The sequence below is a fragment of the Candidatus Melainabacteria bacterium genome (assembly GCA_003963305.1).
In the GTDB taxonomy this organism is placed as follows: Bacteria; Cyanobacteriota; Vampirovibrionia; order Obscuribacterales; family Obscuribacteraceae; genus PALSA-1081.
In genome coordinates, this window is record RXJR01000003.1 from 128737 (window position 1) to 150936 (window position 22200).

Annotated in this window: 22 protein-coding genes; 12 read left to right on the forward strand and 10 right to left on the reverse strand. The window is 48.3% G+C overall.

Going from position 1 to position 22200, the window contains the following annotated elements; translation table 11 throughout:
* Positions 1-2: 2 nt before the first annotated feature.
* A complete protein-coding gene (locus tag EKK48_03695; protein ID RTL45171.1) occupies positions 3-1073 on the forward strand; it encodes a tetratricopeptide repeat protein in 1071 nt (356 codons plus the stop codon).
* A 64-nt stretch (positions 1074-1137) separates the two neighbouring features.
* Positions 1138-2793 carry a hypothetical protein gene (locus EKK48_03700; protein ID RTL45172.1) on the forward strand — a complete coding sequence of 552 codons (1656 nt, stop codon included), beginning with the start codon at positions 1138-1140 and terminating at the stop codon, positions 2791-2793.
* A 10-nt stretch (positions 2794-2803) separates the two neighbouring features.
* Here EKK48_03700 and nth read toward each other — a convergent pair whose 3' ends face one another.
* Both nth and EKK48_03710 read right to left on the reverse strand, forming a co-directional pair.
* A complete protein-coding gene (nth, locus tag EKK48_03705) occupies positions 2804-3535 on the reverse strand; it encodes an endonuclease III (protein ID RTL45281.1) in 732 nt (243 codons plus the stop codon).
* A gap of 378 nt (positions 3536-3913) precedes the next feature.
* Positions 3914-4939, reverse strand: coding sequence for a DUF1460 domain-containing protein (locus tag EKK48_03710; GenBank protein RTL45173.1), 1026 nt, complete (start codon positions 4937-4939; stop codon positions 3914-3916).
* 104 nt (positions 4940-5043) lie between these two features.
* On the opposite strand from EKK48_03710, the gene EKK48_03715 reads away from it, so the two are divergent.
* The 3 genes from EKK48_03715 to EKK48_03725 all read left to right on the forward strand — a co-directional run bounded on the left by EKK48_03715 (position 5044) and on the right by EKK48_03725 (position 8306).
* The gene (locus tag EKK48_03715) at positions 5044-5487 is read left to right on the forward strand and encodes a hypothetical protein (GenBank protein RTL45174.1); all 444 of its coding nucleotides are present in this window, start codon (positions 5044-5046) and stop codon (positions 5485-5487) included.
* Positions 5488-5519: 32 nt separating this feature from the next.
* Positions 5520-7559 carry a glycoside hydrolase family 13 protein gene (locus EKK48_03720; GenBank protein RTL45282.1) on the forward strand — a complete coding sequence of 680 codons (2040 nt, stop codon included), beginning with the start codon at positions 5520-5522 and terminating at the stop codon, positions 7557-7559.
* A gap of 198 nt (positions 7560-7757) precedes the next feature.
* The gene (locus tag EKK48_03725; GenBank protein ID RTL45175.1) at positions 7758-8306 is read left to right on the forward strand and encodes a hypothetical protein; all 549 of its coding nucleotides are present in this window, start codon (positions 7758-7760) and stop codon (positions 8304-8306) included.
* Between the two features lie 7 nt (positions 8307-8313).
* Here EKK48_03725 and ispE read toward each other — a convergent pair whose 3' ends face one another.
* From ispE to EKK48_03740, 3 genes are read right to left on the reverse strand one after another with little or no spacing between them, the layout of a single operon-like run.
* Entirely contained in the window at positions 8314-9315 is a 1002-nt protein-coding gene (ispE, locus tag EKK48_03730; protein ID RTL45176.1) for a 4-(cytidine 5'-diphospho)-2-C-methyl-D-erythritol kinase, read from the reverse strand.
* A gap of 35 nt (positions 9316-9350) precedes the next feature.
* Positions 9351-10178 (reverse strand): ribosomal RNA small subunit methyltransferase A, encoded by an 828-nt coding sequence (rsmA, locus tag EKK48_03735; GenBank protein ID RTL45177.1) that lies wholly within the window; start codon positions 10176-10178, stop codon positions 9351-9353.
* A gap of 42 nt (positions 10179-10220) precedes the next feature.
* The gene (locus tag EKK48_03740; protein ID RTL45178.1) at positions 10221-11546 is read right to left on the reverse strand and encodes an HlyC/CorC family transporter; all 1326 of its coding nucleotides are present in this window, start codon (positions 11544-11546) and stop codon (positions 10221-10223) included.
* 570 nt (positions 11547-12116) lie between these two features.
* Between EKK48_03740 and EKK48_03745 the strand changes: the two genes are divergently transcribed.
* Positions 12117-12635 carry a hypothetical protein gene (locus EKK48_03745; GenBank protein ID RTL45179.1) on the forward strand — a complete coding sequence of 173 codons (519 nt, stop codon included), beginning with the start codon at positions 12117-12119 and terminating at the stop codon, positions 12633-12635.
* A gap of 4 nt (positions 12636-12639) precedes the next feature.
* On the opposite strand, the gene EKK48_03750 is transcribed toward EKK48_03745, so the two are convergent.
* Entirely contained in the window at positions 12640-13398 is a 759-nt protein-coding gene (locus EKK48_03750; GenBank protein RTL45180.1) for a DUF4013 domain-containing protein, read from the reverse strand.
* Positions 13365-14213, reverse strand: a complete 849-nt coding sequence (surE, locus tag EKK48_03755) for a 5'/3'-nucleotidase SurE (protein ID RTL45181.1) — start codon at positions 14211-14213, stop codon at positions 13365-13367. Before surE ends, EKK48_03750 begins: the two co-directional genes overlap by 34 nt.
* Positions 14214-14355: 142 nt before the next feature.
* On the opposite strand from surE, the gene EKK48_03760 reads away from it, so the two are divergent.
* A complete protein-coding gene (locus EKK48_03760; GenBank protein ID RTL45182.1) occupies positions 14356-15501 on the forward strand; it encodes a hypothetical protein in 1146 nt (381 codons plus the stop codon).
* A 98-nt stretch (positions 15502-15599) separates the two neighbouring features.
* Here EKK48_03760 and EKK48_03765 read toward each other — a convergent pair whose 3' ends face one another.
* Positions 15600-16064, reverse strand: coding sequence for an XRE family transcriptional regulator (locus EKK48_03765; protein ID RTL45183.1), 465 nt, complete (start codon positions 16062-16064; stop codon positions 15600-15602).
* Positions 16065-16165: 101 nt separating this feature from the next.
* Here EKK48_03765 and EKK48_03770 point away from each other — a divergent pair, with 101 nt between their 5' ends.
* Both EKK48_03770 and EKK48_03775 read left to right on the forward strand, forming a co-directional pair.
* Positions 16166-17590, forward strand: a complete 1425-nt coding sequence (locus EKK48_03770) for a diguanylate cyclase (protein RTL45184.1) — start codon at positions 16166-16168, stop codon at positions 17588-17590.
* Positions 17590-18780 carry a DNA double-strand break repair nuclease NurA gene (locus tag EKK48_03775; GenBank protein RTL45185.1) on the forward strand — a complete coding sequence of 397 codons (1191 nt, stop codon included), beginning with the start codon at positions 17590-17592 and terminating at the stop codon, positions 18778-18780. The genes EKK48_03770 and EKK48_03775 overlap by 1 nt, the downstream gene beginning before the upstream one ends.
* Positions 18781-18785: 5 nt before the next feature.
* On the opposite strand, the gene EKK48_03780 is transcribed toward EKK48_03775, so the two are convergent.
* Positions 18786-19358, reverse strand: a complete 573-nt coding sequence (locus tag EKK48_03780) for a cysteine hydrolase (GenBank protein ID RTL45186.1) — start codon at positions 19356-19358, stop codon at positions 18786-18788.
* Positions 19359-19518: 160 nt separating this feature from the next.
* Between EKK48_03780 and EKK48_03785 the strand changes: the two genes are divergently transcribed.
* Together EKK48_03785 and EKK48_03790 are read left to right on the forward strand one after the other, a co-directional pair.
* Positions 19519-20067 (forward strand): GNAT family N-acetyltransferase, encoded by a 549-nt coding sequence (locus EKK48_03785; protein RTL45283.1) that lies wholly within the window; start codon positions 19519-19521, stop codon positions 20065-20067.
* A gap of 116 nt (positions 20068-20183) precedes the next feature.
* Positions 20184-21044 (forward strand): DUF1189 domain-containing protein, encoded by an 861-nt coding sequence (locus EKK48_03790; protein RTL45187.1) that lies wholly within the window; start codon positions 20184-20186, stop codon positions 21042-21044.
* Positions 21045-21137: 93 nt separating this feature from the next.
* On the opposite strand, the gene EKK48_03795 is transcribed toward EKK48_03790, so the two are convergent.
* Positions 21138-21317, reverse strand: coding sequence for a hypothetical protein (locus EKK48_03795; GenBank protein RTL45188.1), 180 nt, complete (start codon positions 21315-21317; stop codon positions 21138-21140).
* 234 nt (positions 21318-21551) lie between these two features.
* Between EKK48_03795 and EKK48_03800 the strand changes: the two genes are divergently transcribed.
* Entirely contained in the window at positions 21552-22151 is a 600-nt protein-coding gene (locus EKK48_03800; GenBank protein RTL45189.1) for a hypothetical protein, read from the forward strand.
* Positions 22152-22200 lie beyond the last annotated feature (49 nt).

Sequence of the window (22200 nt, forward strand, 5' to 3'; positions counted from 1 at the left end):
CTATGAATGTGAAGAAACTATCAAGCAGTTTGTTCTTGCTGACACTTATTTCGGTGAATGTCCCCGCATTCGCGGCAACGCCGTCGAAGGAAGAGCTTCAGCGACTACTTAATGTCGCCGAGCAGCAGCAACTGAGCCGGGATTTTCGGCGTGCTGAATCTGAATATCAGAAGGCACTTCTCGAGGCTTCGAAATTTGGTGCTGAATCAGCAGAAGTTCAAGAATGCGAGGCGCATCTCGCCACCCTGTATGTGCTTCACGGCAAGCTGGATCTTGCGGAGCCTCACTATGTCAAGGCCAAAAATCTCGCAGTAAAGCTGATGAGAGATGGACATGGTGATCCTGAGTGTTATGTGCTTCTAGATGATTTGTCCGACGCTTATCAGTTGGCTGGTGCGACGCGCGAGACAGAGAGGTGCTATCAACATTGTCTGTCACTGCGCCAGACAATTTCACCGAAGCATAAATTGTTGCCCACGATTGAAGTGTTGTACGGTGCAGAATTGGTGAAAAATGGGAAAGTTGCTGAAGGTGAGAAGTACCTGAAGCAGGGCTACGCCCGAACAGTTTCATTAACCGGGGCGAAAAGCGGCGTCACCGGGCAACTTGCTTTGACTCTTGCGAGTACTTACAAAGCTCTTGGTCGCTGGCAAGAGGCGGAAAAGTACTGCGCCGATTCCGAAACCGTAGCCCGAACTGGTGCCGCGGGCAGTGTCGTGGTTGTGGCGAATGTTGCTCGACTGCACGGCATCATATTAACAAAATTGGGTCGCTTGAAAGAGGCGGAGTTGGAGTTGAAATCGGCCGAGATAATTCATAACCAGCGAAGTGGAACTGACAATTTTGAGTATGCCTACGATCAGGTCTGCATGGCACAAATTTATCTGCAGATGCATAGATTAAATGAAGCCGATAAGGCTATCACTGAGGCGCTTGCTACGATTGAGAAAGATCCTAAATCGGTTAAGTCCGTAAAGCTCGAGGCTCTAGAATTGGCCGTGAAAATTGCCAGAGCTCTGCACCATACCGGTGATGTCACCAAGAGGGAAGCGCAGTTGAAGAATTTGACTTGAATACGTTGACTGGCGAACTTTTCTGAATTGCGATACATTCCGATTAGTGGGATCGGAGTTCGTTGTGCATTTAAGCGTTTTAGATTTGATTTATCAGCGGGCCGGCATGGTTCGGCCCAATCCTGCTGTTTCGGAGTTTCGAAACGGGCGTTGGTCTGACTTTGAGTTCGAAGCTATTCAGCGACAGGCGCAGCATCTATCTAATTACTTGATTGATAGCGGTATCAAATCTGGTGACCGCATTGCGTTACTTTCCGAGTCGGATTCTAATTGCGGTGTTGTTTTCTTTGCTGCCGTTCGTGCCGGAGCCATTCTGGTGGCGCTTGACGCTGATGGTGCCGTTGATGATTTGAGAGCTCAACTGCTGGATAGTGCCCCCGCGTTGGTTTTTGCTTCGAAGCGCTATGTCGATCTTGCGGCAAAAATAGTGAATGAGTTAAAAATGGGAACGGGCATAATCTGTACGCAGGAATCTCCAGATCTTCCTTATAGAACCGTTAGCAGCGTCTCAACCCATATACTTCACGAAGGCTGCGAGCGGAATCTGGAAGAGACTGCTCTGATTGCTTACACCAGGGGCGCTACCGCGGAACCCAAGGGTGTGATGTTGACTTTCAGTAATTTGTTGTTTCAAGCTGACTGTCTACAGCGCTTGTTTGAAGTAGGAAAGAAAGATCTGTTTCTTTCTGCTTTGCCGCCAGCCAGCTTGATCGAGTTAACGTTTGGGTATCTTGGCATTCTGTTTGCCGGCGGTCAGGTGTGCTACATCCCAGAGGCTAGTTTCAGGGAGAAGTTGCGTATTCTGCCGACCCTCGACGTAACACACGTTGTGGCTCATGAGCCTGACTTGTCTCTGGTTGTTGATGTTATTCGCCGTCGTCTCGCCAGGGCGTCAATGCAGAGGCGGCTGAAATTCAAAATGCGTTTTGGATTGGCTAAATTGCTGCCCAGGCGGTCCCGCCGTAAGCTTTTTCCCCTTGTGAGCGAAGTGGTAGGGTCTCGATTTAGATCTTTCATCAGTGTCGGCTCTGTGATTTCTGCAGATGTGGAGAGTTTTCTCGATACGGTGGGCATCGATATATATCGGGGTTATGGATTGACTGAGACAGGCGCCGTCACAACCTTAAATGGTGCCGATAATTTTCGACTGCATTCGGTTGGGAAACCATTACCCGACGTTGAATTGCGATTGCTTGGCTCGAAAGGCGTAGGAGATGCGGGAGAGATTGTCGTTCGCGGACCAAATATAATGCGCGGTTACTATAAGCAGGGCGACAAAACTAGTGTAGCGATCGATTCGTCGGGATGGCTTTATACAGGTGATCTAGGTGTTCTTGACGAGGACGGCTACCTGTTCTTCCGCGGACGAATCAAAGATCTTATTCACCTTGCAGATGGCAGTAAATTTTTTCCTCAAGAGGTGGAACAGGTCATTTTGCAGTCAGCTCTAATAAAGGAAATTTGTCTTCTGGGCTTGCGTGATCCGAATAGCTTTTACCACAATAAAGTGGTGGCAGTAGTAGTACCAGAAAAGAATGGCGTCAGCAAGAGCGCAATAACGAAATCTATCAACGTGTTGTTGGCAAACATGCCTGCTTTCATGATTCCTGCAAAAGTTGTACTTTCAACGACTAGCTTGCCACGCACGACCTCAGGCGAAGTAAAGCGGCACGAGGTCCTTAGCTGGCTGAAGAGCACCGAATCAGCTAATCAACTCTGAAGATCGAATCTCAGACCATTGAACTTGGACATATGTTGTTCACGGGGCAGCGTGGACAGTCTGGTTTTCTTGCGAAGCACATTCTGCGACCATGCCAGATTAAGGTGATGGAAAGCTTGGACCAGTCTTGACCTGGAAATAGTTTCTGCAAATCGACTTCAATCTTTTCTGGTTCAGTATTTTTTGTAAATCCAAGCCGGGCTGACAGTCGCTGCACATGAGTGTCAACGGTCCAGCCTGGAACACCAAATATGACACCAAGAACGACATTGGCTGTCTTTCGGCCTACACCGGGTAATGTCGTCAATTCTTCAATAGTCTGGGGAACAACCCCGCCGAAGTTTGCTACCAGAGCCTGAGCGCATTTTTGTATGTTGTTGGCTTTGGCATTGAAAAACCCGGTCGGTTTGATGATTTCTTTGATTTCATCCAGATCGGCTTCTGCTAAGGCTTTTGCATCTGGAAACCTTTCAAACAAAGCTGGTGTAACTTTGTTAACCGTGACGTCTGTTGTTTGCGCGGACATGATTACAGCTGTTAGCAGTTGAAATGCACTGCTGTAATCTAGCTCACAATCAGCTTCGGGGTATTCCTGACAGAGCAAGTTCATTTCTTGCTGAGCAATTTCGCGAGAGACTAAGTTGAAAGAAGGCTGGACTGATTTTTTCGCAGCTTTTGGGGTACGGACAATATTGTCAGCCTTTTTCGAGGATGCTGTCGCTTTGGTCGAAGACTTTTTGATTACGCGTTTGCTGTCTTTGTCGGACGATTTGGCCCTGGCATTTCCTTCGGCAGTCTTCTTGGACTTACTGGATGACTGCTCGGCAACGGCCTTTGCCGCAACGGCTTTTGTTGCAACGGCTTTTCCCGCAACGGCTTTTCCGGTAACGGCTTTTCCGGTAACGGCTTTTCCGGTAACGGCTTTTCCGGTAACGGCTTTGCCGGTTACAGCTTTTCCAATAACAGCTTTTCCAGCGTTTTTTGTCACAGCGCTTGCTGCTTTGTTCTTACCTGCTTTCTCGTTCATTTTTGAAGACGCCATCTCTTTTCGCCACCCTTAGACTTTCCAATGTCCGAACACAAATGTTTGATCACAGATTTTAGAGCAACTGGCAACGGATCAAGGCTCTAGTGGGCGTGCCACCATGATTCCTATGTTGTTTTTTGACCATTTCAGTGCCCCACTGATTGGACCAGGTTCAATTGTCACTTTCATGTTGATTTTTTTTGAGGAGGCATCCATGAAATGTGGGACGCCATCTTTGTCTCGATAGATGATTCCCGTATGAACAATGTCCAACCCTGGCTGGTCTGTGCAGATTCCCACGATATCTCCTGTTTGCAACAATGGTTCAATCGAGGCTATCTTGTCCATCGGTACAAAATTCAGATGTCGTTTATTGATTTGCGATTCCTGGTTTTTGATTGTGGCGACAAATTCTGGATGCTCAACCAGCACGGGATAACTTTGCGGATGGGAGGACATAAAGCTTACTTTGGATGGAAATGTCTGCTCGCCGGGTAGTTTTTGCAATAACTCAACAACATGCTTTTTCTGGTTGTCGTGATACCAGTCTGTCGTGTAGTGCAGTCTGCATGTGTAATCAGTCGGTTTGCCGCCCCGGTAGCGGGTATAGGTCACTTCTTTCAGTAGTGCCTCTGGCGTCGGGTTACCCTTTTTGATTATTCTGGCGAGGTCGAGCGTCGATTCAAAAAATGTGACGCAATCCAGTGCGCTCAAATCAACTGTGCAAACTTCTTTTTTGGTGTTTCGGTCAAGAACTCCTCCCACATAGGGAGTTCCTTCCAACTCGGTCGCTATTTTGCCCATCAGCTCTCCAATCGGAAGCTTTTGCCAATCTTCCTTTTCTGATTTAGCAACTATGCGATTGAATACTCTTACAGACGGTGCGCTATTTTGAACCTCATCTGAAAGTGACGGTGCAGGCGTCGTCAATGCGCCAAGAATTACTGAAAATGTAAGCAGCGCCGCTTTAAGAATTTGACCGGAGAAGCGGGATGCGGGTAGCAAACTCGTCGGTAAAATACGGAACGCTGCAAGGCGATCGTCTTGACGTTTCTTCCGGGGCATGACTGTAACCACTGTTCGCCCTTGCCTGTGGATTTGGAGCTGCATTTTTTGCATCGATAATTGACCGGGCACGCAATCTAACCGAGTTATTATACTTGATTCGAACTGATACACTTACGTTTTGGCGGTGTTATTGATATCTGGTGGTCGTTCCTGGCATGAGCAGTCCGTTAGCGTCGGTGTTTTCTATTGCATTGCCAATTGCTGGTGTGACTATGCTTGGTATCGGTATCGGACACATTTACATCGCTAAGTTGCTGAATTGGAAGGAAGAATTAAAGACGCTTTCACACGTCAACGAAGGTGTCTTCTATGCGCATGCGACATTCGTTGTAGCTGTTTTGATGTCTTTCGGAATAGCCCTTGTGGTAGCGCCCTCGGTGCTCATCACCAGGTCAGCGCCTGCCATGATTTTAAGTGGATGCTTTGCTCTTTGTTGGCTGAGCCGATTAGTGTTTCAGTTGATCACATTGCGTGAGAAGATCCATAACGATGGGCGCATTGACTTCGCCTGGCGAATTTTGGGTACGCTGTTGTGGATTTTCTACGCTGTTCTGTTTTCTGTTTTGTTTGTTTATCAATGTGGATTTCTGGGTGATTGAGAGTGACACTTCCCGTTGAACAATTTTTGAAGATTTCTGGTCCGAATTTTGTTCATGGGCGGGTCTTTTACACGGTAAATTTTGTGAAAACAACTCTTCTTATTTTACTTGTCTTACTGTTTGCCTTCGGAAGCCCTGCTGATGCAGCCAGTCATGACAGTAAAGTGGAATCAGGTGCTTTGTTTCACGATCAGGGACCCGTTTTTGTCAGCACTAATGAACCGAGCATCACCGCGCCTGTTGTAGTTCGATTGCGGGCCGCTAAGAATGACCTGACTGCAGCTACGCTCGAATACTTTGATTCGAAGGATCGAAGCTTGCATAAGGTTCCGATGACGAAAGAGATTGCTCAGTCGAATTCTACATTCGAATTTTGGAGTGGAACGATTCCAGCCAGTTCCGCCAGGAAACATTATCGATTCTGCGCACAAGATGGTCAAATCCGGGTTTGGTATAACGCGCACGGCGTGAGCCAACACGGCATGAATGGATCCGAATCATCTGACGGCGATTTCTATGTGATCCCGGGTTTTAAAACTCCGGACTGGCTGAAAAATGGTGTGATTTACCAGATTTTTCCTGATCGCTTTTGTAATGGCGACACCGGCAACGATGTCGCCACGGGTCAATACAAGTATCGATCAGCTTCGACTTTGCAGCGGCAGTGGGGAGAAAGCCCACTCACTACAGACGGTGACGAGCGATCCTTTACTTTCTATGGCGGTGATTTGGTCGGTGTTATCAAAAAACTAGACTACATTCGCGCGACACTGGGCGCAGACATAGTTTATTTGAATCCTATTTTCAAAGCACCGAGCAATCATAAATACGATACTGCTGATTACGATGTGGTAGATCCTGCGTTCGGGTCAAACTCTACTTTAGTTAGTCTATCTACAGCTTTGCATAAAAACTTGAATGGTAGACGGGGTTATCTTGTTCTTGATGGGGTTTTTAATCACACTGGTGATGGGCACAAGTGGTTTGGAAAGTATGACCCGCTGCCTGGTGTGGTCGGCGCTTACCAGTCGCAGAAGAGTCCATATTTTTCCTATTACAATTTCAATCAATGGCCAACTGATTATGCTCACTTCATGGTGTATGACAGCTTGCCGAAGTTGAATTTCGGCTCTGCTCAACTGCGCAATGCTATTTATCGGTCACCAAATTCGGTGGCGTTGAAGTACTTGAAGGCGCCATATAATATCGATGGTTGGCGATTAGATGCTCCTAAATATGCCGATGCTAATGGACAGGATGGAAGTGACAAATTCAATCATATGATCTGGCGTCAGTTTAGAGCTGCGGTCAAATCTGTTAAGCCGGAGGCTGCGATTCTGGGCGAGAATTGGGAAAATGCCAGGTCGTGGATTGTTGGTGGCGATCAGTGGGATTCAGTCACGAACTTCAACGCGTTTACCGCTCCAGTCTCCCAGTGGATCACTGGCAAGAAGATTGATGACAGTCCTGGGGCTCTTTCAACGTCTGAGTTCGAAAAAATGCTGCGTTTGACCAGAGCTGAGTATCCATCGAATGTGCAGCAGGTATTGAGTAACCATTTGTCGAACCACGACATCAGTCGATTTGCTCAGCGGGCTGGTGGTGATATCGGAAAAACGTCTCTGGCATTAATATTCCAAATGACTTACGTTGGCACGCCGACAATTTATTATGGTGATGAGTACGGCATGATGGGCGGTGGAGATCCCGATTGTCGGCGCACGTTCGATTGGTCTAAGGTTGCGCCTGACAACAGCACTGTGGCGTTGACGCATAAATTGATTTCAATTCGAAACAGATATCCGGCTTTGCGGACAGGTTCGTTTATAACTCTGAAAGTTGATGATGACAAAAGCGTTTTCGTGTTCGGGCGGTTTGATAAACAGAATCGAATCGCGGTCGTACTGAACAATTCAAGCAGTGATAAATCTGTAGCAGTGCCATTGAACAGGCTCGACATACCTGATGGTGCCGTAGTGAAGGACGTACTGAATGGCACTATATACCAAGTGCATTCTGGGAACATATCGATAACAGTACCCGGGCATTATGGTGCTATTCTTGTTCATTAGTTAGTTAGTTGCTACGCATTAGTAAGTTACGAGCACTAGTAAGTTACCGAGCATTAGTAAGTTACCGAGCATTAGTAAGTTACCGAGCATTAGTAAGTTCCGAACATTAGTAAGTTACCGAGCATTAGTAAGTTCCGAACATTAGTGAGCTACCGAGCATCAGACTATCCAGATACCCGACGAGAACCTCCTCAACTCATGAAATATTCATTCAATATTCAAGCAAACAACGGCAAACGTGATTACTCGGGCAAGCTTGTGATTGGAGCTTTCAGCAATGAGAGCGGCGACACCATAGCTCTCAAGCTGTTGGCGTATCTCATGTTTATTCACAGAAGTCCTCAGCTTGATGAAGATATAAGTTGGAGTTTCATTCCGGATCTGGTGGCAAGAGATCGGGATGGAGAGATTTGTGTTGTTGTTGATTGCGGCACTGTATCAGCAAAAAAGGCTGATGCTATTGCCACCAAGGTGCGCGACCGAATCGATTACTATGTGTTCAGAAAAACTTTGCGCGAAATGGAAGAGTTCTATAAACAGATAAAAGATAAGGTCAAGCATATTCAGAACATCAAGTGCATCAGCTTTGACGAAGATTTTGTCGATGGTATTGGCGCCAATCTCGATCGCACCAATGAATTGGAAGCTTATGTCGGCGAAGACATGATCACAATTACAATAACGAATTCGTTTGGAAAACACGAAGAATACTCAACGCTGCATCGTATCGAGGAAGGCGAAGACTAGCAGTCTCCTAGCTTATGGAAAGCAGCTCCACGCCTGAGTTGGTCGTGGCTGCTGACCAGGTGCTCACCTTCAGTTCCGGCCAGTCACTCCAACCGTTGATACCGCTACTTTGTTCTTCCGTTAGTTTGCTTTGAATGAGCCTGGATTGTTGATCATTCTCTGTTAGAACATAGAGCGTCGGACCGCTTCCTGTCAGTCTTGTGCAATAGCCCCCCAGCTGGCTGAGTCTGGAGGCTATGAATTTTAGCTCTGGTTTCCGCGCAAAGACGCTGGTTTCAAAAGCATTTCCAAATGTTTGTGCGATTGATTTTTGATTGCCGGTTGCCATGGCTGCTGCGCAGTCCTGGGCGGATATTCGAGTGTGATTACTGGCTTTGTCTTCGTCATAGGCGCGGTAGACTTCTGGTGTGCTCATGCCGAAAAGCTTCGGCCCTACGATCAAAAATGACAGCTGCGCGGCGCTATCGATTTTTCTTAAAACGTCTCCCCGCTGGCTTCCTATCTGAGTTCCACCATCGATGAAAAATGGGACATCGGCGCCCAGTTTTGCTGCCATAGTCCCTAGCTCGTAGGCTGAAAAAATCTTGCCGAAGCATTCGTTTAGAACGACTAGTGTTGCTGCGGCATTACCGCTGCCACCGCCCATACCACCAGCTACAGGAATCGATTTGATTAGTTTTACTTGACCATGGTAATTCTTTTCGAGAGCAGGAGTCTTTTGTGAAACACGCTCATAGAAAAGTTTTGCTGCTTTGATGATCAAGTTGTTCTGGTCTACCGGAACATCCGATTTATTCTCTGCGAATTCAATCGCGTCAATAGTTAGTGAGAAGTGTTCTGCGGGCTTGAAAGTAAAGGTCATTTCGTCATAGATGCTCACTGTTTGCATGAGCGTTTCGACCTCGTGGTATCCGCCCGGCAAATCTCCAAGGATATCGAAGGTGAGATTCAATTTGCCCGGAGAACGCACTTTCAGCGTCTTGATACTCAGTGCATCTGGTTGCGTCATCGCTCTGATTCTTTCCGTTCTGGCTTCAGTGAGTTTTAGTTTGCTTTGACTAGAGCATCGAGCAAATCTGTCAGTCTGGCGAACTGCTGCAGCGATAGCCGTTCCGCACGTGTTTGTGGGTCCAGATTCATCTCCTGGAACACTTTGTCGAGTTCAGCCAGCGGTTGCTTCAAGAAAGATAGATTGTTGCGCAGCATTTTCCGTTTTTGTCCGAAGCCGGCCTTGATCACCTGACGCAACAACTTATGGTTGTTGCATTCAATAGGTGGTTCCTTGAGCGGCGTGAAGGCAACAACCGCAGAAGTTACTTTGGGTGCAGGATAGAAGCTGTCCGGCGGCAGTACATATAGGATCTCAGCATCTGAGAAGTATTTGGTCAGCAATGTAATCTTGCTGTATTCGCTCGTGCCTGGTTTTGCAACAAAACGCTCTGCCACTTCCTTTTGGACGGTCAGAACAACCTTGTCCACGTTATGAAACCATGGCGATGGTGCGCCTATTTCTCCGAAGATGTAACAGAGGATGGGCGTTGTTATTTGATAGGGGACGTTTCCTGCAATCTTCAAGTGAGCTGGTTGGCTGGCTAGATCAAACTGCAGAAAGTCTTGCTGATGCACTGTGACATTCGGCAGCGCAAGATCTTTTAGATTGATACAGCACTCCCAGTCCAGTTCCACTACATGTAAGTTGGCGCCCTTAGTCGATAGGAATCGAGTTAAAAATCCAATGCCGGGTCCAATTTCTAAGACGTTGTCACCAGATGCAATATCAAGAGCATCTGTGATGTTCTGCAGCGCCTCGGGGTCGATGAGGAAATTCTGTCCCAGACGTTTCTTCGTGTGGAACTTCGACGCCAACCTCATCAGGTCGATGCGAGTAGGAAGTGCTGCCGATGACGTACTCAGTTAGCTGGCCTCCAGCGACTTCGCAGCGTTCGGCTTTGAAGGAGGCAAGTCTATCTTGTTGCCGTTATTTTCAGGAGCGCCATCTTCCTGGACCGGGTGACGAATCAATCGTAACTTGATGATGCGGTGGCGGTCAGACTCTTCTACACGCAGGGTGTAGTTCTCCGTTTTCACTTCGTCTCCAATCGATGGCTCATGACCGAGAGCACCAAAAACGTGTCCTCCCAATGTATTGAATACCTCATCATCGATTCCGAGGTCGAGCTTGTCGTTGGCTTCGTATAGTGTCAGTTTTGCATCCAACAAGGCCGATCCGTCTGGTTCTTCTATGATGAATTCCTCTACCACTTCGTGCTCGTCGGCGATATCGCCTACAAGCTCTTCCAGCAGGTCTTCAAACGTGGCCATACCGCGGGTGCCACCATATTCATCGATAACGATGGCCATGTGTGTTTTGGTTTTCTTGAATTCAGTCAGCAAGTCACCCAAATTTTTGTTTTCTGGAACAATCAAAACCTTTCGCACCAGCTCTCTTACTTGAGCGGAATCTTTCTTCTCGACCATGGCGCGCAAGCCGTCGCGGATATGAACGGCTCCAAAGATGCTGTCCAGATCTGTTTCGTAGACAGGAATTCTCGAGTGTCCTTTCTCTAGTGCGAGATCGACGAATTCACGCACCGTTGCATTTGCAGAGACACAAGTCATGTCGGTTCTGGGTGTCATGATTTCGCTTGCAACCGTGTCGGAGAAATCAAAAACACTGTGCAACATTTCCTCTTCTTCCGGCTCGAGGACGCCTTCTTCGTGACTTGCCGAAACGAGCATCTTCAACTCTTCTTCAGAGTGAACGAAGTGACGACGAGGAGGTTCGACAACGTTCATGCGGCGCAATATGAATTCGGTTGTTCCGTTCAAAACGATAATGAAAGGAGAAGCTATCCAGCACCACCATTCCATCGGGTAGATGATCAGGAACAGTACAGACTCAGCGCGCTGGAATGTCCATGTCTTCGGTATCAACTCACCAAAAACGGTTTGGCAAAATGCTGTGATTACAAACGAGAAGCCGAAGCAGAACAGTCTGGCAAAGTGCAGAATTTCCGGCGACCAGGCGGCAAGCGCGCCCCAGTGCTCGAACATATCCGCAAGTTTGTCGGCGAAACTGGCTTCGCCCGCAGCACCCAAAGCCAGAGTCGCTAATGTGATGCCGAGCTGGCAAGCCGAGATAAAGCGATCGGGGTCTTCTAAGTGGACCTGGACGAGTTTTGCTGCTTTGTTGCCTTCGTCGACAAGCTGGTCGATGCGAGTACGGCGAACACGAGCCAATCCCATTTCCGCGGCTACGAAAAATGCATTTATCGCTATAAGTATGACGATGAGGCTAAATTCTAAAATGGCAAAATCTGCATCGCACTGTTGCGATGGCTAGCTCCTTTCACTAATCACAGTAGAAACAAAAGAACCGACGCAGCGTGTTACCGGTCGGTTTGCTTGCAGACGTATGAAGACGTGATTCCAAAACCAAAAGACGCCCCTGGGGAGGTTCTTCGGGATTTGAGGTGGTGCTGCTACTTTGAGGATCGTCCATACAAATAAAACGCTGGCTACGGCAGCCAGAAACACGGATTAAGACTGATCCTACCATAACGTTAGCCCCGCATAATCAAGCAGAGAGGCGTCAACGTAGTAGTAGTGCGCTTCTTGAGCAGACGAAGGGGGTCCAAAATGATTTTAAGGCGATATCAGTTTAAGTTTACGAATACCTGCCTCGCAGCGCCTGGAACTGCCACCAGCTGAGGCTTTTAGGTTTGCTTACCAAGAAATTATGAGATTGCCAAGTAGTGCTGGGTGCGTGGCATGCGATAATTTGCCCGTCTCGCGCTTGGGTTCTTGAGTATGCGACTTTTTTCGCTGAATCTGACATCAATCTCGGCAGTATTCCTGGTGTTGGCTGCACTCCCAGCAGTTGCGACCGGTCCCAATGGTGCTACCGCTGTGCCTTTGGGCGTTTCTTCGACCTGGTCAGGCGATACTATTAATCATTCAGTTTCTGATAATTCTGGACGGCAGCTTGCTGTGGCTATTCCGGTCGCGCCGTCAATGAATGTCAAGGTGCCGGGTTCAGCTGGTAGGCTCGTTAAACCTGCTCCAAAAAAAGGACAGGTGCTCAAAATTACCGTGCCGGCGTCTGTTGATGAGACTGCCGATGTCTGCCGGGTTGGTTTGAAGCGCTTCAGTACAGTTGGGCAGCAGAAGGCTAAAGAGCTCTGCCAGTGGGCGCTGGCCTTCCACAAACAAATGACTCAAACTCCTGTCATGACGCCGCTGGGGGGACCGTACCCTACCCCTACATACGCGGAAACAAAGCTCTACTACACCAGTGAAGGGCGTTTGAAGACTGTCGTTAAGCGCTGACCAACTAGCTGCTTACTCCCGATGGTTCAGCAGATCGCCACGCTTGAGCGACCAAGATGGCGCCTACGCAGCTTGCTATGAAGCCGCAGATAGGTATAAGCGCGATTCCTATTACACTGACGGCCGGCACGACGATTCCAAGCCATTGGATTCCCACGATAAGAAGCCACGCTTGTAGGAAGATGTGAGCTGATGATGCCAACTTTTTTACTACTGTGATCACGTCGAAAGCCGCTGCCATATGCTCTCGTTTGGCGAAGTTGGCCATGATGATTGTGTTGACCACAGAGATTGTAATTGCTGAAAACGTAACGAGAGCAATAGATGTCGCAGCCCAGAACGTGTACATATTTCCAGTGATGAATTTTTGACCGCCTATGATGGCGTACAACATCGAAATGGTCGCAATTGATATTGGAATCAAGCTCTGACCAAATGTGACAGCGATCCAGGCTATGCCTGAGATCAACAGGTCAAGCCAGTCGTTCCACTTTGGAAGAGGCGCTTGCATGTCGGCAATTTTCGCTCTCACCACACGCAAGTAATATCCTGTCAGCAAGCCGCAGAGGCAGAGTGCAAGAGGATAAAACAAAGGTCCGAGGAAAAACAGCAAAAGTACGCCGCCGCTGAAAATGCCGCCGATGCCTGCTTTCGCTCTCCAGTCAGGATCTGCGAAGAATTGACGAAAAGCAGCGTTTGGGTCGAGACCGGTTTGTTGTGTGGACAAGACTATTTGTGCTCCCTGGCCTTTTCGTTTTCTGATTTCCTGGTTTGTTTACTGCCGTTGCCTTCAGCTGGATGGAAGAAGTTCTTCAAGTCATCAACTGCTTCTAGTTTGCGCATCGCCGTGTGATCCGTCATGTTGAATGAGATGGGCGTGATAGAGACATAGCCGTTTGCTACAGCCCACACGTCTGAGTTTTCCTTCTCATCTACTTCGATTGCTTCTCCTGCTAACCAGTAGTAGACGCGACCGCGCGGGTCTGAGCGTTTTTCGAAGTAATCGTCGTACAGTCGCACGCCCAACTCAGTTATGCGAACTCCTTTCACCTGGTCGAACGGTACGCAGGGAACGTTCACATTGAGCAGACTGCGCTGCGCCAAATGCGCTTTGGGAAAGACTTTCACGAGCTTGGCGATGAATTCGGCGGCCGTTTCGTAGTGCCTCGTTTCAGCGTACATCAGGCTGACAGCAATACTTGGAATGTCCATGAACGCCCCTTCCATTGCGGCGGCAACAGTTCCTGAGTAAAGGACTTCGCTGCCAAGGTTCGGACCGCTGTTTATGCCTGAAATGACGATGTCAGGTATTGGGCTGCCAACCAATTGTGTTACGGCGAGCTTCACACAATCACTTGGCGTGCCACTTGTCGACCAGGCATGTTTGACCTTGCCCGGCAACTGCACTTCCTCGGTACGCAGTGGTTTGTGCAGAGTCAAAGAGTGACCGGTGGCGCTTCTTTCGCGATCTGGAGCGACTACATAGACCTGATGTTCCGGTTCTTCGGCAAGGCGTTGAGCCAATACCTGAATGCCCTTCGCGTTTATGCCGTCGTCATTTGATATCAGAATTTTCAAGGTTGCCGCTCCGATTTGCTTCTTTCGAGCATTGTATAGGCTTTTATCTTGCTATCCTAAAAGCAAAGAAGTAGTATTCGATTTATATTGTCTCGTTGCTGCGTGATGCCTCACGGTGAGCAATTTTTAATTGGAGTGCCTGATGTTTGACTTTGTATTTGAGCGTGCAAGCGAGTCCCTCCTGGGAGTCATCTATCTGTCTCTGGATGAGTGTTTGAGGCTCAACAATAAATGGGTCGGATCGGAGCACGTTTTGCTCGGTTTGATCAATTCGCAAAATACCGAAGACGACAATTTGGCCGGGCGTGCACTTGCTTCGATGAGCGTTGACTCGAAAAATGCGTTTCAAGAAATTGAGAATCATCTCCGGCTAAATCCCGATTCTGAGCCAGTCTTCAATGACAGACCTCAGAGCGTCGATGCAGTGGCTAAATTGACCGGCCGCCACGCTGCACTCGAGCAACCTGCATTCAGTCAAGCAATTGTTGAGGCGATGAAGCGCGCTGAAGAATATTCGGTCTTCTATGGCTCAGAGGAAATTGAACCAGAACATTTTCTTCTCGGAATTCTAGATCTCAAGGAAGCCGGTGCCATCACCGTCTTTGAAGAGCTGAGCGTTAATCTCGAATTCTTGAGAAAGCAGATCATTCAACTGATCGCTGAAGAATCATTTCTCAGAGGCAACATCGGCGGGCTGCGCAGTTCGCTCATTCAAGGGTTAGCCGAGTTTGTCGAAAGACATTATCGTTCAGTCAACAGTTTGAACAATTTAGCCCAGCGAAGTGGGCACACACGGCTGCACTTGCCATCACGCAGTGAAATTGTGCACATGGTGGTAATAACGTATCTGAGCGAGTTTCTCTCTACGCAAGTGTGCTTCCAGCGATATTTGCTCGAAGAGAGCATTCGCAATTTGTCACAGCGTGTCGGCAGCCTTGACCAGGAGACAACCGCCACCATCGTCACGAGCGCTGCGCAGAATCTGCGCGCTGAAGTGCGCAGCACGATCGAGCATATGTGGTGCAACGAATATCGCATTCTCTCCACGATGCTTGATGAAGCGGAGCATGATCTGATCGGCAGTGTAATCGAAGACCTCTGGTGGGCTCAGAGCGAAGAAATCGCCTTACATGAGTCATTCGCAGAAGCTCTGGACGATCATCGTCGCAAGCATCTTCTCAATTTGCAGCAGCGCAGAATCGAAATTTCCTCGCGTCTTAACAAGTTAACAACGCGATTGAATGACACCATCAAGCAATGCTTCTTGAAGCATCCAATCTCGGCTTGACAGCATTGCGCTGACGCACACAAAACAAAGCTGAACGCACGTGAGAGTGGTCATGTGCATTCACATTGCATAGAGCGCGGCCGAATCCTGTCCTGAATCTAGATGCGCAGAACGTACGGACATTTCGTACAGAATGCTTTGGCGAATTGAGTCGGATGTCCGTCCATGTCGAAACCATCGATGACATTGGTACGCAGGGGCGAACCACAGTCAGGGCATTTCAGATTCTCGACGCCGTCCAGAATATCGCGCGCTAAGTTCTCTGCCGTTTCGGCATCCAGCATATGTGACACCGGCAGTGGAGCGACCGCACTGTGACGTTGCTCCACTTCCTTAAGTAACGCCGGTTCAATGCTCAGGGCTTTCGATAATCTCTGTCTGTCTGTGGAACTCAACCATGTTTCGAGACCAGCTTCGAGATCCTCTACTCTTTTGATGGGGAAATTCGCCAGTTCGGCCACATCCAACACAGTCATGTTGCGAATCTCGCGAACTTGCACGAGTCTTCGTGCCAGCGTCGGGGCTAATTTCAGGTTAGTTGGCAGAGGCTTAAATTGTTTCATTCTTTTTTTGTTTGTGACTTGAATTGATTGCGACTAACCAATTTTAGTTGAATTCTGACCCGGCCAGGGTAGATTCAATCAAGATGTAGCAATGTGCGAAAATGGATGACATGGAAGAGCCAGTCGAGACCGCCGAAAAGCAGATGGAGCGCCCACAGGAAAGTCAAGCGCTTGAACGTCGCGCCGGCGGTCGCAGCGGGACGCGGAGAAGCTCAAATACGACCAATGAGCCGAGCCTGATTGCACCCGATGGTGTAAAGAGTTTGATCACTAAGCTTTCGCAGCGTTATTGCAAGGATGGCAGGCCATTTGCAATTGCTTCTCTCGACATTCTCGAATATGAACAGGTCAGTAATGTTCTTGGTGCCGTTGCTGCCGAACAGCTGGATAGGCTTGGTAAGGTTGTCTGCACGAACTCACTGCGTGGCAGCGATCGTCTTTGTTTTTTTGAGCCGGGGCATATCTTGATAATTTTGCCTGATACTACGGAAGAAGCGGCCAATATTGTCATGGAACGCATTACGCAATCAATCGCATCTGCGAAGCTGCAGCATAAGAACAAACCCCTGCGTGCCAGCGGCGCCTTCCAGGTTGCCGCCAGTGATATCGCTGAGGATGGCGCCGAAATTTTGGCACCAGATACGGAAGCTTTGATGGAATCTATCGGTTACAAATTCGATGCGCAAGATCATCTCTACAATACGCAGCTTTCATCGATGCGTCTTTTTACCAAAAAGCAACGGCCGTTTTCTGGAAGTTTTTCTGTATGGTCTGATCGGTATGTAAATATCATCACCACTAAATTAGAGAAGTCCGTTGATAACAGTCCATTGCCGCAAGGAGTTATTTTCATACGTGCTACAGCAGAAGATATGTGGCAAGCCAATCGAACCGTCAATTTGAAGATGTTCGAGCTGGCTGATCGAGCCGCTAAGTTTGATCCTGATGCACTGGCTCTGGTGGCGCGGCGTGCCAGAGTGTTGCAGCAGATTGACCACCCAGGTGTTTCCCGTCTGGTTGATTTCCATACATACGAAGATCGTTGTTTGTACTTGATTGAAAATCAAGTTATCGGAAAACCTCTCGGTAGCATACGCGCTAATCTGGAAACTGTTTTGGCCTGGGGCGTGCAGTTGTGCAACACCTTGATTTATTTGCAAGGTCTGATGCCGCCTTTGATTCCACCGCCACTTAAGATTGAGAATTTTGTCGTTTCCGCAGAGAATCAAATTGTTTTGCTTGATTATGAATTGCCCTATCTACTCAGCCCGTTGATGGTGCAACACGATAGCAGCTCTGAAACAAATGCTTCTCCCCTGAGCGCTCCCTACAATCGTTTTGGCTTGGAGAATTTGCTCATGTTTTTGTATGACATGATTGCCAAGTCTGAGCACCACCGTGATCTCAGTGATTTATTCGACGTTAAAGATTCTGATCGTCTGAGTGAGAAATTGAACAGTCTCTTCAAAATTCGTGCCGAATTGAAGAAGGCTATCGATAAGATTTCTGCTGGTGCGACAGCCTGATGCTCGATTTCACAAAAGTCGTTCAGCAAATCGACTCGATTAGCCGTGATAGTTTTATCGATACTGATGCGGTGCAAGAAACGATCGATAACGCTCTTGCCGCTCTCGATCGGGCGATTCGTTCACCTGCTGAATTCACGACTCGACTTGATGAAAACGCCGGTTGGGTGCTGTGGCCTGTTGCGACCCCTCTTGAGGATATTGGAGTCAAACATAGTCTCCCTGTCGCAGACGATGCCTATACGGTGGTCGCTGTGGATGGGTCTCAGATAATGCCCAGTCATCATGAAGTTCATTCCTGCTATTTGCTAAATGTTGGCATGGCTTTGATAAGTTATGGTGCCAAACTGCCACCACGCCTGGAGACTGTGCCAAAGCTCTACTCCCGTCCGGAGGATCTCTATCCTCTTGTCGATAGACGGCGCTTGCACATCGATGAGTTGTACGTTTCGCTCGAGCGCACAATCATGGAACTCGAGATTTTGACCACAGCTTGCCTGGAAGCAAAGGAAAGAGGATTGCCCGTGCTGGCTCTCTACGATGGTTCGTTGCTGCCCTGGAGTGTGGAGAAATTACCGGATGGATATCAGCATACTTATATTCGAAGAATGTCGGAGGCTCTCTCCACTCTCGAACACAATCGAATCCCAATAATTGGTTATCTAAGCCACAGCCGTGGTGCGGATATTGTCAACTGCTTACGCGTTTTGATCTGTCCCTATGAGACCAGTCAATGTCGAGAACATTGTGGTGACTTAAACGAAGAAGATTTTCCCTGCTCGAAAGTCTGGCCTCTATCTGACCGTGTACTTTTCAAACCGCATTTGAATTTGAATGAGCGCAGCGCTGTTTTCTTGTCTGGCGCCAGCGTTTCAAAACTGCTGCCTCGCGAACACAGGATCTGTTTCAGCTATTTGAACGTCGGTGAGGAAATCGCGCGTCTTGAGTTTCCGCGCTGGCTCATCGGTCAGGATGAGCAGATGCATGCGGCGATGAGCATGATTTTGTCTCAGTGCCAGAAAGGAATGGGGTATCCAATTTCTCTGGCTGAGTCGCATCACCTGGCCGTCATCAAGGGAACGGACCGCGATCAATTTTTTGAACTGATCACGAGGCATCTGCTTACTCTGGGAGTAAGTCAAATCAAGACCAGCCCAAAGCAATCGAAAAAGCGATGGGGTTTTGTTTAACGTCGTTACTTAGCAGACCCGGCTTGTACTGGCTCTTTTACGTAGTCTTCCGTTGAGAGCAACTTCGCATAGCCAAATCCAAGCGCCGACATGAATGCCGCATGTACTTGTTGGGCAGGAATTATCTGTCCATTCAATTCCAGATCTTTTGAAGCACAGGCATCGTGAACGACATTGACTTTGTAGCCGAAGTCATTTGACGCACGCGTAACAGCATCGATGCACATATGACTCATTGCACCGCAAATAACCACTTCGTCGATGCCGTTCTTGTCGAGAATTTCTTTCAAATCCGTTTCTCGATATGAGTTTATATGGTGTTTCAATACAACTGCTTCGTTTTCCAGATTTCTCACTCTGTTATTGATTTTGGCTCCTTCACTGCCGGGGGCGAAAAATGGAGCTTCGGCTGTTGGAAATTCGTGGCGGATATGAACAACCAGGTCGCCCTTTTGGCGTGCCGATTCGAGCAACCTGGCTGCGTTGTCAGCCGCTGCTTCGATGCCGTGCAATGTCCACTTGCCGCCTGGGAAATAGTCGTTCTGGATGTCGACGAAAATAACTGCCCGTTTACTCATGATTTGTCCTCAAATTGCCGCTGCTGATTCTAGCGCGGACTGCGTTCAAGAACATTGAATCCCGTGTATCGGGCAGCACCGGGTGTTATCATTGCGAACTCTGATTTGAGCTGCTGAGAGGTCTTAACGCTTGATCGATTCAAATGCTGTTCCTCCCGTAATCGAGACACCGCGGCTCATTTTGCGCCTTCTCGAGCCGTATGAAGCAGAACTGGCTCTTTCCTTCTATTTAGACAACCAGGAGCATCTGGTGAAGACAGGGCCGCGCTGGACCGCAGACTTTTTTGAACTGGATCGCTGGAGATTGCAGCTTAAAGTCAACAGAGACGAATATTTTGCTGACGAATCGTTCAAGCTGTTTATGTTCGAGAAGGCGACTGGCTCGGTGATTGGCTTTGTAAATTTCAACAACATCGTCAGACGTGTGGCTCAGTACTGCAATCTTGGCTATGGACTGGCGCAAGCTAAGCAGGGACAGGGCTTTATGGATGAGGCACTGCGGCATTCCATAAAGTATTCATTTGAAGTCTTGAATTTGCATCGCGTGATGGCTAACTACATGCCGCACAACGTCAGAAGCGGACGGGTTCTCAAGAAACTCGGTTTTGTCGCCGAGGGTTTTGCACGCGATTATTTGTTCATCAACGGCAGGTGGGAGGATCATGTCTTGACCTCTTTGACCAATGACAAGTGGCGCGATACCTTGTGAACCGGTAATTTGTGCATCGTAATATGCTTTATACGAAGTTCAATCGCCCAAATGATGGTTAAAACGGGTAGGATGGAAGTGCGTATCGTCTCTCCATCGAAAGAACAGGCAATGTTATGAATTCATATTCTGGTTTGCACGCTCTATACATGTGTTTTTTCTCCAAGGACCTGTACCGCAGTGTCGTGCGAACTTGGAAAGGCATCGCGTTTCTCTATTTATTTCTTTTGATCATGACGTCCTGGTTACTGATATCAGTCAAGGTCTATTTCGTAATGAGCGAAGTCATGAATGGACCTGTGAAAAAGCTCATTGAACGACTGCCGGTTGTTGAGATTAAAGACGGCGAATTCAAGATGGACAAACCATCACCTTATCGGCTCAATTTGAATTCGACCGATTCTATGGATCCTGCCGTACGGCAAACAAATCGGGAGGTGCCGATAGCGGTTTTCGATGCCACCACAGATGATGTTAAAGGCGATGAGACCATTCCATTTGTTGTTACAAAGCACTTTCTCTACATTCAAAATGGAAAGGATCCAAAGGCTCAGGAGTTTGAGCTCAAGACTTTCGGCGATGTGAACTACACTCGCGAGTCCTACATCGAGCTCGCTGAGACCATCAAGCTGTGGGTTCCAATCGTAGTGTTTCTCGTGGCTGGTCCGATTAGTTTTATCTGCTGCGCCATTCTCAGCTTGATACTTGCAGCTATCGGCATGGCATCGGCTAACGGAATGAATGTCAAACTCACCTACGGGGAGTGTCTGCGCATCGCCTGTGTTGCTTTCACTCCGGCTGTATTGCTTGACACCGTGCTGAAACTTTTGCCTTTGCCGCAGATGCCCTTGTGGCCCATTGTGGGATTTCTTGCTGCCGTTGGCTACACCATATTCGGTGTCATGTCCAACAAGCAGACAGTTGTCGTCGAAGATTCATTCCCTGGTGGTACTAACGAGACAACGCCGACTACTTAGCGATGTATGTTCGGCAGTCTATTCAGTTTCGAACGGAAGCTGTAACTGCTGTAAATCCGGTAACTGCGGAAGTGATTATGTTACCGAAGTGATTCAGTAACTTCTCTGGTCGCCGCTGTCGCTGAAGAAGCCGCTTTTAATAACGAAGTAAGCAACGATTCCGTACCAAATGAGCAGAATCAACATGCCGACAATGGGAAACTTCATGCCGAACTTGAAGAAAGGTCGGACGAAATAGTCGAGAAATAGTATGCCGGTGCTTGCGCCTATCATGAGAGCAATCCTAACTTCTCAACAACTGAATGTTCAATCGACTTAATAATGGAGACCGTGCTAATTAATCCGGTATATGGCTTCAATACCTGCTTACAGGCGCTGAGCCTGTCAGCGTCTTGACTATTTTAACTTGACAAGAGCAGATAATATTAGGATGATTTAAGGCGCTTGGGTTTACTACCGAACTAAATAAGGCGTCCACTCACCCCATCTCTTCGTGGGCCTATCGACATGAACACTACAGGTTTAAACCTGCAGCAAGTTCATCCTGCCTCAGGTCAAAAGCCTGCAGGCAAAGATCCTGCTGCACCTGCGACAACGCACGAGGCTATTCAGTCCGCGCGGGCTCAGTCGCCTCATTCTCTCGAACACGATGCTCCAGCCATGGTGCAGACATTCGCTTCACCGCCGCCGCTTTCGCACAGAAGAGCAAGCGTCAGGCGGTCGTATACTTCTTTGATTGCTATGGCTCCAAGTGAGAGCCTCTTGCCCCCATCCTGTCAGACGGACACCCGGCCGCTTCGCAACCACAGCGAACGCGCATTCAATCTAGCGACCAATGCTGCGGCAACTGCTGCGGCAACTACTGCGACAACTACTGCGACAACTGCTGTGGCAAGTGGCATGAATTCACCTGTTGTGGAGACGGCTCCGGAGAGTCAGATGGCACCAATGCCGGTGCAGGAAGCAAAAGTAGCATCTGCGCCACCGATTGCTCGCGCCACTGCTTACCCTGAACGGTGTATAAGTGCCAAAGATATAATTGGCGCAATTGATGACTTATGGGGGCTGGATCAACTTCCCTCGGTCGAACTCTTTTCAAAAGAGTAATAGTCTGCGGCTGCAATCTTGCAAATTGCCTGCAGGACCTCGACTGCAT